The following is a 13,560-nucleotide window of genomic DNA, read 5'->3' as shown; positions in this document are numbered from 1 at the left end:
CACAATTTAATTCTACCCAAAGTAACAACCGATGTTTTTCGTGAAGATTTGTTTAAGAAAAACAGTTTATGAAAAATAGTTCATCTTCTTTAGTAGTTTTTATTCTTCCGACACACCAAAACTCTGACAATCGTTTGTTTGTTAATATGTCGGCGTCCGTTTTTCATCTGTGGCATTCAATTTGGTAAGTCAGGAATCCTGCCCAGGTGGGGTGATTCGCTGAAGTTAGTTTTCACAAAAGTTTTTCCTGAACATGTTCTGATTTTCCTGAAGTTTGCCTTGCGTCATTAGCAAAAGTAGTTATTCCCACCGGTTCTACTTGGATTGGATAGTTTTTTGGTTGCGAGGTCACGGATGTCTCGACGAAATCGAACCAACATGATGTTGCTGGCATTGTTAATGCTCCCAGCATGTAATGTATCTCGCACTCACCACGATATGGTACATGACTATCGCCCTACGCGCTCGGTCGTCGTGCAGCCAAACCGTACGATCCCACCAGATCAAATTCCGCAAATGCAGCGAGTGGGGTTTGCTGAAAACCGATCCGAACAACCCACACCACCGCCTCCATTGCCAGGCCCACCCACGCCAAAACCGAAAGCGGACGTGCCAGCGAAGTCACCTGCAGCGCCAGTGCCGGCTGTAAGACCAACACCAGCACCAATCAGTCCGGCTGCTAATCTGGTACAACCTCCGATCAGACCAATCGATACTTATCCAGCCCGGCTCGAACCGCCTGTCCAGCCGATCCCCACGTTTCCGACGAATAAAAAGCTACCTGTGCCGGATAAGGATGGGATTATTAAGCCAGAATGGCCAACGATCCGCACCACGAACCATGAGCTGCCTTCTGCTGCACCAGTAATGATGCCACCTGCGGCGAGTGAGGCACCTGCAGTAACAGCGCAACCAACAGCTCCTTTTACCGCACCAGATTACCCAAAGTTACCAGAAGAAAAGTTGCCTGAATTACCATCACCAAGCGTGATTGGTGATTCTCAGCAACCTCACAGTAAGCGAGATTCCCACAAACAGGATGAGTTGCCACCAAAGCTGGTCGTGGAAACCAATCGTATCGGCCCTACAGCACACGATTCTCACCTGGTCAATGCACTGCGTTTTGTTGAGCAAGGGGACATCGAACATGCGAACGAAGCTTTGCAGAATTTACCTGCAATCAACCGGCATGTATTGTCTCGATTGCTTCCTCTGACGCACCAGATTGGTCATTATGATCTGCAGGCAGTTTCAACTGCTCAGGCAGATCGCATGTTGGCCGATATTAAACCAGTTTGTGAAATTCTGCGAGCCCGGGCATCGCTTCAAGCAAAAAATGTCTGTTTGTGTCGGGATGTGCGAAGTTATGCCAACCACACGCCTGTGCCTGCCGGGTATCGTTTTCATCCAGGAGACATGGCTTATCTGTATGCCGAACTCGAAAACTTCAGTTGCATTCACGATGCCCGCTCTGGCAAGTTTCAGGTGGTACTAGCCAGCGAAATGGAACTGCGAAATGCCGCGGGAATGGTGGTATGGAAACCTTCGCGGGCGATTCATGAGCCTGTGGAACAGTTTTCGAATATCCCACGCGACTTTTATCGTGCGTACCGCTTTGTTCTTGATCCGAAACTGCCTGCGGGTGATTACCAGTTGGTGTTGCGGATTAAGGATCAACCCACCGGCAAACAGGTGGAACACGCCGTGCTGTTGACTATTGGAACACGCTAAACGAGTCGTAGGCCTGGGGGATCGGGCTTCGACTGTTTTTTTGAAGATTCATTATGTAGGGGGCGATCGTGAAGACGATCTTATTCCGATCTTTGTTGTGTGCATTGCTGGGCATGCCGTTTGCAGTTTCCGTAAACCACTTGCCTGCTGAAGAAAAAGCAATGATGCAGCCGGTGTACACACCACTTACCCTGCTGAAGTTGCCAGTTGATCTGCCACCAGCACTGGCACAATCTGTCAAAGAAGTGCAGATGTATGTCAAGCAATCGGGCAGCAATTGGGCGAAAGTACAACAATTGACAAGTAAAGAGAAGTTGGTGTTCGAGCACCAGGTTGCTGCTGATGGCGAATATTACATCACTTTTGTGATGATTGATCAGCAGGGGAAAGCTTCACCGGAAAATTTGAATCAAGCCCAGCCCCACATGCGGGTGATTGTCGATACGATGCCACCTGAAGTGGGCTTGAAGCCAATCACCAACCGAGGCGAAAGCTATCTCGAATGCATTGTCAAAGATCTTGCAACCAACTGGTCTTCGTTGGTTGTGGAGTATGCTGCTTCCGCAGACCGTTGGGTTCCATTGCAGCCATTGAGCGTTGATTCACCCACGTTGTTCAAATTGCCGAACAACAGTGTGCTGGAAAGTCAGATCCGCGTAAGTGTGAAAGATCACGCTGGCCAGCAAACGAAGCGGATTTTCGATCTGGCCGATCCCACCGCTTCGATGGCACCCCAGGCGGGCAATTCATTTCCGGTGGCACAGGGGAAACCCGATGTTTCCATGTTCCCTGGAACCACTAATACGGTGCGAAGGACGGACTCAGCACCCAGCGTGCCAGTGATTCCATCTCTGCCGGAGAATATGAAAGTTCCCGAAGTTTCTAAACCAGTCGTCGGTGGGCTGCCAACAATGCCGGAATCCCCACCGTTCGGCAAAGCAGATCCAGAAGTAAAACCCGCAGGCTTCGATCTGAGAATGCCAGAAATTCCAAAGATTCCAGGTGTAGGCAACACTCCTGGAAGCACGGTTACGCAAAAACCAATGTCCCCACCTGACGTGCCAGCGGTTCCTTCCATGGGTGATATCATCAAACAGCCAGCTGCACCCGGTGGACTGCCAAAAGATATTATCTCCCCACCCGAGCCACGCCCGACGCCGGTTTCGATGAGTACCGAAAAACGCCCCAGCCATACGATTCTGAACTCGGCAAAGTGTACCATCCATTACCAGCCGGAAGGGGTGGTACGCGTGGCAGCACGCGTTGATTTCTGGGCCACCAAAGATAATGGTCGTACCTGGATCCCACTTCGGGATGAATCAGGTGGAGTGTCGCCAGCGAAACTGGTGCTCCCAGGAGATGGCATTTACGGCATTCGGATTCGACCAGGCTCCGGCAGCAAGCCACCAGAACCTGGAGAAGAGGCTGATTGCGTGATCGAAGTGGATACCACACTGCCTACAGTGAACCTTCTGCAGCCCACGTTGGGCACTGGTTCGGATGATGGAACCATGTTAATTGTGTGGACAGCATCAGACAAAAATCTGGTGATTAATTCGATTAATCTGTACTACGCCACCCACCCGGAAGGTCCGTGGAAGGTGATTGTGCAAGGACACAAGAATGTGGGACTATATCGCTGGACTATGCCCAGTGAAGTAACAGGTACCCTTCATTTAAGGATGGAAGCCAGCGATCATGCAGGGAATGTGGGGAAACACGATCTTCGCACCGTGGTACCTGCCAGTGGCAGTGCTGCTCGTGTGAAAATTCTGGAAATTACCCCCGGGAAGTGATCATCGTAGAATCGAGTGCATGTCGCGGTGAATCCGTTTCCTGACAAGGGCTTCCTCTTCATTGAGCATTTGCTGCGTTGCTTCACCCAGCGTGAATTGATCATTGACGAGTGCTCGCAGTACTTCTTCCACAATGACAACGTGCACCCGCGAAAAGTACTTATTCGTACTGAAACGGTTTGGAAGTTTTGGCAGTTTCTGAAAAAGCTGATTCAATAATTCAATCGATTGCTGTGCAGGCAATTGCCCAATGGCTCCAATAAATGCAGTAAGTACATCGAGATAATGTTTTGAGTGGAGTGCTGCATTTTCTGCAGGAGACTGCACAACCACCGACATTGCTAATTCAAACAGTTCTTTTGGCAATTCACCTGGATCGTACTGCAGTTGGGCCTGTTTGATTCTGAGTAATGCAGCCAGTGCGACCAGCCAATCTGACCCCACTGTTTCAGAGAGGCGTGAGAAAGGAGCATTCCTACATATTTTTGCAGTAACCTCTGCAAAAAATTGATCGAGTTTTTTGAACAGCGATTTACGATGTCTTGTTCCCATACCAGATTTCACCAGTTTCATCACATTGTCAGCAAGTGAATTACCAGTAAGTGCTCTTGCTTCATCGACCAACATTTTCAGCAACGATTGTTCCCAATCGTGCAGTTCGTAATTATTTGCCAGAACCATACTCAGGTGGTAAATCTGCCAACGGTCGGCTTCAGGATCATAATTTGAGATACTTGCCCGGTTATTCCTGGCGTTCGCCGTGGTTTCTGGCACATAGTGTAGTAGCTGGTGAACAAAATCGAGGCCTGCACGACTGGCATACTGCAGGCCGATTTTCAAAATCGTCAGCCGGGCGTGGGGAGTGTTATTGACAGGTGCCAGCCAGATTGCCGACCACGCTGCTGCCAGCTTTTCACCATCGCGCATCGTACCAAGTGGTAGTAAAGAGTTGTAAAGCGGGCTCCCCACAGCTAGTTGTTTACTGTAAGCGTCCAGAGATTCGTCGGGCATCAGCACCCACGATACTTCACAAAACCGTTTGATCGTGAATTCAAACATGGAATCGGAGCTGTTGGCCTGGGCTTTGGCATTAATTGCTTCTGAAAAATTCCCACGGTGTGGGCGTTTTTCTCTGGCTTGCTGAATGCGATACTGAAATGCTTCCTGAAACCACTGGTGCACCGGTTCTGAATGATTCGGAGCATGTTCCAGGTATTCTTTGGTCTTCTGAAGTCGATGGATCGCTGCGTTTTCTTCCGAAAGATAAAACTCTGTAAATGCCAGTGAGTATTGGAGATACGGATAATTTGCGTGCGTATCTTCTGCCTCGTGCCACTGTTCGATACGCGAAAACAATTCACTGATTCTGGAAATAATGGTGCGTTGACGCTGGGATTCTTCATTGTTGTTAAAGCGATACAACCGCGGGAAATCCCGCTCGATGTTCAACCCATTTTCAAGAAGCCGACTGAGGATCCGATCGCGAGTGCGAACGATTGAAAGCGTATCAATCTGATCCGGGTGGCCATGTGCCAGTAACCACTGACTGATCCAGGCTTCTTTGATCCCCAGGTGGGGCTCCAGGGCCAGAATCGCCTGACCGAGTTCGCCAAGCAGTTGCCAAACCCATTGCGGGGGTGATTGATTACTAAAATAGTAGACAATTGTCGCCAGCAACGTGCTAGTAGCGCGAGTGTCGAGTGTTTTTTTCAATGCTTCTTGGGTGAAATGTGATGCACGCATACCCGCTAAATGCTGGAAATAATCTTCGCGGTGTTCTGAAATTGCCTCCGGCGTCCACCAGAAAGCCTGCATCCAGCACTGTCGACATCCAAGTTCATCCTGCATCGCGTGGTGCAAACCCGCCATTTTGACCCACATATTGGTGCGGATCGGATCATCAATGGAGCAGGTTAATTCGCGGAATTCCTGTTCCAACTGTAACAATTCTTCCCGCAGCAAATCGACCGAAGGTGTTGCCAGATCGATTGTTCCGACATTTTCTGTTTGAATTGGTTTGTGTGTATAAGAAAGTTTTTTTCTGCTACCGAACGCCTCCAGGTTATTTTGAGGTGGTGGTTGTTTCGGTTTTTCCATAGGCTGATTTTTCTTGCGAGATGGATTGATCGGGTCGTCTTCATCGCAAATGTACTTATCAAATCGAAATTCGGCTGCACCCAGCCAATGAGCCAGTGCCACTCGGTCGTGGTGAATAATGTAGTCCACCCACTCCGACAGTGGGCGAAAAGCTTTATCTGGCAAAGAGTTAGGAATGAAATCGCCATCAGTTTCTTCCCGCAGCCAGATAATCTGTTCCGGATTCGGTGCGAGCAGTTGCCGCACTGTTTCGCGTCGTAACTGGGGCAAAATCCGTTTTGCGGTGGGGATAAATAAATTAGGAATCTTCCAGAAGGGTTTGTACTGGTGCGCGTGCTTAAACTGGAGTGGGATTTTTGTTGCTTTTTGGTTGCGTGCCCGAATCACTACCCACGTGGTAGGGTTTTGTTCAATCACAGCAAAGGAGAACTGTTCCAGAATGCCATGCGTGGCTTCACGCACAAATGCATCCAGTTGATCAATGGCATCATTTTCGATGACATGTAGTTCCGATGAATCGGCAGCATTGCCCGCAACCAGTTTCAGTGGTACCTGAATTGGTTCATCCCACGTTTGTGGGGTCCAGGTGGTGCTGGAATTGGCGATCCGAATATCCAGAATCTGGTAAATATCGGCAAATTGCTGAGGAAAGATTCGGAACCAATCACCAGTACTGGAAATGAGTATTTCTTCACTTTCGGGGGCCACCAACTGATCTGCAAATGGGTGACGGTAGCCGTATTGCACCCAGATTCCCGTTTTTTGTGGGAGATACGCACGCACCGATTGAGTAGGTGGGGCATCGATCGCCCGTAATACTGTGTAATACGGTGGCTCAATCACCCTCAGATACACATAGTTGTTTTCTCCCACAGAGGTTTGCCAGTAACTGATGCGGTCGTTGCCCAGCCGAAGCAGTTCCTGCACAATTGCGGTCGATTCCGTGGGAGCTAGTTGAAAAATGATCTCCTTCAGTGGCTGGCTATCTGCTTTTGGATTTTTTTTCAGTGGCACCAGGTGCAGCCAATTAGGATGTTGTGCAGCACTCGAAGACAATTTTCCCGCGTTCGCAACCACGCCCAGATCAGCAAGTGCATCAGTTACGTTCTTTGCCCGCGACCAGCTCGAAGGTTCAACAAGAACGATTTCGTTTTCGAACAGATACTTGACTGGGGCGACCACGATTTCTTCCGGGATGGCACCAGTTCGCAGGCATTGCTCCAACGTATTTAAGTTAGGAAACGTAATGATCATAATTCTTGGGAGTCTTGCTGATGAATAAAGATTATTCGCCCTGCTGCAGTGCATGGCGTTCTGCTTCTGTCTGAGGATTTTCAGGCAAGGCTGTTCTTTCTGCCTGTCGCTCGATAATTACTTTCCCAACGTTCTCTTTGCCCAGTAGTTTTTCTACTACTTCACGGTGTTGCTGTTCATGTTCGTGGGGCAGGGCATCATCATCCGACCGCAGATCAATCAGAATATCGTGCTTCCCTGTTTCCGGGTCTTGACGTAACCGGATGGTTATTTCAGCCATCATTTATCCTCATTGCTGGTGGGGCTGCCGTAATGGTTGTGGTCGAGATTCCTTTCGCTTTCTCAGGTGCCAGTTCTGCAAAAGTTCTGGCATCAATTGTTTTATGTTGCAGCAGCAAATCCCGCAGAGTTTCTACTAACTGACGATTTTCGTGGATAATCTGTTGGGCACGAAGACGTTGTTTTTCGACGACATCCCGAACTCGCAAATCGAGTTCTTCAAGAACTTTGGCCGATAAATTGCTGAACCGATCCCCTTTATCCAGGCGACGGTACTGCAATAAATCATCACCCCCTCCATAGCCGTGAACTTCTACCAATTCACGGGCGATCATCGTGGCGGATTGCAAATCACCCGTTGCACCCAAAGAGAGATCATCCAGCAGCAGCCGTTCCGCTTCCCGTGCACCCAGTGCCACGCAGATCATATCCAGGTAAAATCCAATTGTTTGAATGTATTTGTGGGCGGGATCGGAATGGCGGACATAGCCGAATGACCAATGCATTTCACTGGCGATGGTGATCCGTTCAATCGCGGGTGCCAGTGGACAATGCAGCGAGACAATGGCATGACCTGCCTCGTGGGTGGCCAGGACAAACTCTTCTTTCGGAGTCATTTTGGGGCGATCCAGCCACTCGGTCAGTGCCGTTTCAACATCCGCAGTGCTGGTTGGTGCTGTCAGGTTATTTTTCAGTCGAAGGCGGGCGATCGAACGGCAAAGTGCATTCAGATGGTCGCCACTGTAGCGAGTGCCCGCAGCCGCACCGATCACGAAATCGCTAGTTCGTTTGACCGCATAATCAACCACGGCATCGGTCATTTCCAAGTGCATTTTTCGGTTGTAAATCTGCAGAATATCCCGCCGATCATCATCATCAGGGTAGGGGATGTGCAGGTGAAACTCAAACCGCCCCGGACGGAGCAGTGCTGGGTCGAGGCTTTCCACAAAGTTGGTGGTGCCAATCACAAAAACCAGCTCTTCCGACTGGAATCCATCCATTTCGGTCAGCAACTGGTTAACCATGGAATGTTCCACGCCACTGCCGCTATACGTACCACGTGCGGTGGCGAACGAGTCCAGTTCATCAAATACAATGATGGACGGTGCCGACTGGCGTGCCTTGTAAAAAATCTGCCGGAGATTTTCCTCTGACTCGCCCACCCATTTTGATTTCAGTTCCGGGCCGGAAACAACAGTAATCGCCGCACCGATGGCAGCAGCAACCGCTTTGGCAAAAAAGGTTTTTCCCGTTCCGGGTGGGCCCCAGAAAATCATCCCACGTGGGATCAATTCTTCGTATCTTTTAATTTCCGCTTCAGTCGATGCTTCATCACGCTTGCGCAATATACCAATAATCTCATCCAGTAATCTTTTCTTAACCTGTCGATATCCACCGATTTCCGATTGTAGGTCGATGTTAGGGATTTCCAGTGTGCCTGTTAATGTTGATTGTCGTAGCTTTTTGTAGGCCAATGTTGGATCGGCTGGGTAATCTTCCCCGTCCAAAGTAGACAGTAATCGCCGTAAACGGACAGGATTCACCCCGGAAACGTACTTATACAGGCCCCACGGGTTGAAGTTTTTGCCAAATTTCCTGCTTTCGCGTTGGGTAACCATCCGCACCAACTGATTGCGGGGCAATCCCAGGAAACTGGTGCGGTAGGGGAAGAGGTTTTCAATGACTTTCGGCAATGGGAAGCTTGGGTCCTTGAACCCCAGAAACATGATGAGAGGGTTTTCATAGAGCAGCACAATCACTTCCCGAGCTTCACCTGTCAACCCACCCTGACTGGTGGTTAACAAGTCCAGGTGGGGCAGCACCAGAACGGTACGCAGGGCATTACCCTGAGCATCGGTTTGTTCTGTACTGCCTCGCACAGCATCTCGTAACTGGGTGATCATCGTGCCCATGACACCCATCGGCATCTGGCCGGCATCACCAGCACGTTGTCGACCATCCAGATAAGTGCAACGTATCTGCTGTTCCCGCAAGCGGTTACGCAGATTCATAAACAGGTAAGGAGCCAGGTCTTTATCACACTCGATCAGGCAGGGAAGCCCACGTTGTAATTTATCTGACACCACGGCTAATTCAGCAGCGCAGGCGGCTTCGACTGATTGTTCAATGGTCAGTTCCAGCGGCAGGCTGGATTCTGGTACGTGTAAACTCATAATTTTGGTGCGGCGAAAATTCCGCGAGACTAGACCTCAACCTTGATTGTCAGCGTGCCTGCAGCAGGATCTTCGGACATTTCTTTAATAGCACCCATTTGGGCTGCCTTCTGTTTCAGGGCTTCGCGTGTGATGGCGTTAATTGCCTCGTTCAATTCTTTTCGAACGTCGGCCAAGGCACCTTCCAGTTGCTGACTCACTTCTCGCTGCAACTTTTCTTGTTTGTTCGCTTTCTTGCGTTCCAGCTCTTCTTTGGCGGCCTTTTGTAATCCTTCTCGAATTTTTTCTGCAGCCGGCCCCACATCATCGTAGGCGGTTCCTGAAGTCTCTACTTGCAGATCAACATGTTCGGAGCTTTCATTACGCACCGAAACGGTTCCCTGAAGTGGGTCAACAGTGACCACTACTGAGCCAACTTTTTTTGTCAGATTGCCTTCTTCTTCGACATACCCACGTTGGCTGAGTTCTTTCGCCAGCAGATCGGACATGGTTTCTGCGGGCAGAATTTCCAGAATTTCCAGATCAGAACAGATTTCGTCGCTGGCATCCACATCAAGAGAGATGCTTTCTTTCACTCGAATTCGATATGCTCTGCTCATGAAATTTCTCCTGCTGTTAGTCGTTTGATCACGAATTCGATTGAAAAGGTTCCATTTCCTGCCGTAATCTCTGGACTGTCTTGGCGATTGTACCCAATTGGAAACGCTCCCACTCATTCAACCAAAGTCGACTGATTTCGTAATCTTCATCCATAAAACTAGTATCTCTGGCATGGAAATACCACTTCTGTAGCTGTTGCACCTGAGATATTGTACCCAAACCTGCCCGCATCGTTTGCAGGCGATCTGCAATTCGGGTGGGGCCACCAGCTTGCAGATTGCCTGTCCAGAAGTTAAGGCTCATCTCGCCGTTGCCAAAAATCGTTGAGAGCATACTGGAAAAGAAACGACACAGGTCCTTGCGGTTGGTTCGTTCCACTTGTGCGAGAAATTCGCCCAACGTAGTCTGCTGAATCTCAGAATCACGCAGATACTGTTCCCAGTCGGTTGTTTTGCTCTTCTGGTGCTCCATTTTTAACCATTGCTGTGAAAGCTCGCTTTGGTAAACTTCCAGCAGAAAGATCAGGTGGGGCTGGAAAAGCAACGAATAATCAGGTGCCGGTGGGGCTTTGATCCGTGCAAAATCTGTGGGGTAAAACAACCGCACTAAGGCATGTTCCTGAAATAATTTCAGTTGTGAGCAGACCTGGCGCAATTCATGATCCGCTCGGATTGCCCGATAGGCGAGAAAAACCAGCAGATAATCTCCATTCGATTGGGGAAAATGTTCTGAATACCAACTGGTTGTTTGTGCCCGCAGCGAATTGGTATTCAGCCAGAACAGAAACTCCAGAGAGTCTTCTGTGAACGAAAGTTTGATTTCTTCAATCTTTCGCCGTTCCCACAATCGGCCAAAAACTGCCTTTTGCCCATGCCAGAAACGATCACGAATCCATGCCCCACTACGGGTTAGGTTGAGCACCACTCCTTTGCACAGGTGATCTTTCACTAAAGCGATGGCGGCCTTGCTCATGCATTCCTGATGTGGGTGGCTGCCATTCAGCAGTTGTACCCCAATTGCTGTGGGCAGTTGCTGAACACAAAACCGGATGATGCGTAACACGTTTGCTTCAAATCGTGTGACTTGTACTGGTTCCGTTTCTGCAGAAGTCATGGCAGCAATCTTGGCTAAATTAATGAAATTAAATTAATTTTTGGGTGCAATAGGTTTTATTTTTCGCCACACTGGCTTCCACTCGGGGGCGGGAAAACCATTAATGGTGATTTCCTGCCCCACCACACGCAGTTCCAGGGTATTGCGTTCCTTCCAGTAATCATCAGTAGAAGAATATCGGTCAGTGAAAAAATGGATCTGTTGATTTTTGGATCCAATCCACCTGCGTTCCGTGTCGGGCTGGGTGGCATCATACAAACCGTCTACCAGAATATCGCAATATTGTAATAATGCGATCTCTTCTGTGTTCTTCCGAGTTTTTATTTCCTGTAAGGTATTTCCAGTGAAAATCATCACCGTCAGACCACGTTCCTGGCTGAACTTTGCTATTTGCAGTGCCGCACCCGCTTGAAAAAATGGCTCCCCACCTAACAGCGTGATCCCTTCAATTCCCAGTTCTTCGTGGGCACGAACAATCTGATTACACAATTCGCCTATTGCCATTTTCGTGCCACCCTGGGTGGACAGGAATTCTGGATTGCAGCACCCCACGCACCGAAACGGGCAGCCTTGAAACCACAACGCAAACCGCTTTCCAGGTCCTTCTGCCTGCGTACAGGGCACAATTTGTGCCACCACAGCGTCATCAATCGCGTTCATCATGCCATTATAGCTTTTTTCTTGGAACAATTCGGTCTGAAAAGTTACTATCAATGACATGAAGGCCTGAATTTCTGTTCGCAGGAAGAGAACCCTATGATTCGTGGGATCCCCATTTCACCCGGTATTGGCGTGGCACGTGCGATGCGGATTGACCCGCACCTTGCCCGCAAAAATCCGGATATCATCGATTCTGCGGCACTTTCAGCCGAAGTCAGACGCTTTGATGCGGCTTGCGATGTGGTTAATACGGAACTTACCGCAACGATTGAGCGTGTTCGAAAGGATATCGGTGAAAATGAAGCTGCAATCTTTCAGGCCCACCGTTTGTTGCTCAATGACCCCGCTCTGGTATCGAAGGTCAAAGGGATTATCATTCGCGATCAGGTCAATGCGATCGCCGCACTCGACCGCACTCTCGAAGAATATCGCACCTTATTTAGCGCGATTCCCGACGATTACCTGCGGGAACGCCTGGCAGACATTAACGATGTGATTGACCAGATTATTTCTCACCTGACTTACAAGGAAAACGAAGATTACATGGCATCAGGTGAACCTGTGATTCTGGTGGCACCTGAAATTCGGCCGTCGCAGACGGTGATGTTCGACCGCTTTCCGATTGCGGGGATCATTACCGAAACGGGTGGCACCACCAGCCACGCGGCAGTGCTGGCCCGTGGGCATGGAATACCCGCTGTGACTGGCCTGACCAACATTATGAAGCAGATTTCTTCAGGTGATCTGGTCATTGTGGATGGGCGAGAAGGCATCGTCATGATTAATCCGGGGGCAGAAATTGAAACTGCCTATCGGAAAATTCAGCGTGAGTTTGTTAGTTTAAGGCATGCACTTGCAGAAAATCGCGACTTGCCATCCGTTACGAGAGATGGCGAACATGTGGAACTGTTGGCAAATGTCAATGTCGTATCGGATGCTGTAGCTGCACTGGCTGCCGGTGCTGAAGGGGTGGGCCTGTTTCGCACAGAATATGTGTTTCTAAGTCAGCAGGCAGCACCCTCTGAAGACGAACAGGTGGCCCGCTATTCCCAGATTATCGATGCCAGCCCACAAAAGAGAATAATTGTACGGACATTAGATCTTGGCGGGGATAAGCAGGTCACATATCTTCCCCACCACATGGAATCGAATCCCTTTCTCGGGTACCGCAGTATTCGTATGGCTTCGGAACATCCGGAGTTTTTTGAAATGCAGATCCGTGCGGTCCTGCGTGCTGCCACACGCGGCCATGTCAGCCTGATGTTTCCAATGATCAGCACCATTGAGGAAGTTAGGAAATTGAAAAGGCTTGTCGATTCGGCAAGGATGTCGCTTTATCGCGAAAAAAAGCCCTTTGGTTCCAACTTACCCCTGGGGGTAATGATTGAAGTGCCGGCAGCGGTGATGTGCATCGATCACATTCTGAAAGAAGTGGATTTTGTCAGCATTGGCTCCAACGATCTCATTCAGTACACGATGGCTGCCGATCGAGACAATCCCAAAGTAGCCCACCTGTGCGATCCGTGCCACCCCGCATCATTGCGGGTCATCCATCGTGTGATCCGTGCGGCAATCCAGGCCAACAAACCAGTCACAGTCTGTGGGGAAATGGCTGGCCGACCTGGTTACGTTTTACCCTTACTTGGTATGGGTTTACGTCGATTCAGCATGGGGCCAGCCTTCATTCAAGTCATCAAGGAAGTTGTCCGTTCTGTGACAACGGTTGATGCACGCAGAATTGCCCAAAAAGCGTTGCGATTACAAACAGCAGACGAGGTGCGGACCTATTTGAAACGTGCTTTGCACCGCTTGAGTCCCGAAGTGGCTGATCTCGAAACATTCTAAAATATATCAAA

Annotated in this window: 9 protein-coding genes; 3 read left to right on the top strand and 6 right to left on the bottom strand. The window is 49.5% G+C overall.

The window, feature by feature from the left end:
* The first annotated feature begins 354 nt into the window (after window positions 1-354).
* Both R3B84_08760 and R3B84_08755 read left to right on the top strand, forming a co-directional pair.
* A complete protein-coding gene (locus tag R3B84_08760; GenBank protein MEZ6140648.1) occupies window positions 355-1,731 on the top strand; it encodes a hypothetical protein in 1,377 nt (458 codons plus the stop codon).
* A gap of 68 nt (window positions 1,732-1,799) precedes the next feature.
* Window positions 1,800-3,527, top strand: coding sequence for a hypothetical protein (locus R3B84_08755; GenBank protein ID MEZ6140647.1), 1,728 nt, complete (start codon window positions 1,800-1,802; stop codon window positions 3,525-3,527).
* Here the strand turns inward: R3B84_08755 and R3B84_08750 are convergent, their stop codons facing one another.
* Genes R3B84_08750 through R3B84_08725 form a run of 6 tightly spaced genes read right to left on the bottom strand, consistent with a single transcriptional unit; the run spans window position 3,528 to window position 11,764 of the window.
* A complete protein-coding gene (locus R3B84_08750) occupies window positions 3,528-6,878 on the bottom strand; it encodes a hypothetical protein (protein ID MEZ6140646.1) in 3,351 nt (1,116 codons plus the stop codon). It abuts the gene before it with no gap.
* Between the two features lie 31 nt (window positions 6,879-6,909).
* Window positions 6,910-7,161: a hypothetical protein gene (locus tag R3B84_08745; GenBank protein MEZ6140645.1), complete on the bottom strand. Its 252-nt coding sequence runs from the start codon at window positions 7,159-7,161 to the stop codon at window positions 6,910-6,912.
* Window positions 7,151-9,331, bottom strand: a complete 2,181-nt coding sequence (locus R3B84_08740) for an AAA family ATPase (GenBank protein ID MEZ6140644.1) — start codon at window positions 9,329-9,331, stop codon at window positions 7,151-7,153. The genes R3B84_08745 and R3B84_08740 overlap by 11 nt, the downstream gene beginning before the upstream one ends.
* A 29-nt stretch (window positions 9,332-9,360) precedes the next feature.
* Window positions 9,361-9,930: a hypothetical protein gene (locus tag R3B84_08735; GenBank protein ID MEZ6140643.1), complete on the bottom strand. Its 570-nt coding sequence runs from the start codon at window positions 9,928-9,930 to the stop codon at window positions 9,361-9,363.
* Between the two features lie 28 nt (window positions 9,931-9,958).
* Window positions 9,959-11,044: a hypothetical protein gene (locus tag R3B84_08730; GenBank protein MEZ6140642.1), complete on the bottom strand. Its 1,086-nt coding sequence runs from the start codon at window positions 11,042-11,044 to the stop codon at window positions 9,959-9,961.
* A 33-nt stretch (window positions 11,045-11,077) separates the two neighbouring features.
* A complete protein-coding gene (locus R3B84_08725; GenBank protein ID MEZ6140641.1) occupies window positions 11,078-11,764 on the bottom strand; it encodes a 4Fe-4S single cluster domain-containing protein in 687 nt (228 codons plus the stop codon).
* A 36-nt stretch (window positions 11,765-11,800) separates the two neighbouring features.
* On the opposite strand from R3B84_08725, the gene ptsP reads away from it, so the two are divergent.
* On the top strand, window positions 11,801-13,549 hold the full coding sequence (ptsP, locus tag R3B84_08720; GenBank protein MEZ6140640.1) for a phosphoenolpyruvate--protein phosphotransferase: 1,749 nt from the start codon (window positions 11,801-11,803) through the stop codon (window positions 13,547-13,549).
* The last annotated feature ends 11 nt before the right edge of the window (window positions 13,550-13,560 follow it).

The organism is Zavarzinella sp. (genome assembly GCA_041399155.1).
In the GTDB taxonomy this organism is placed as follows: Bacteria; Planctomycetota; Planctomycetia; order Gemmatales; family Gemmataceae; genus JAWKTI01.
Note: the sequence above shows the minus strand (reverse complement) of the source record. Positions and strands in the feature narration are given on the sequence as shown.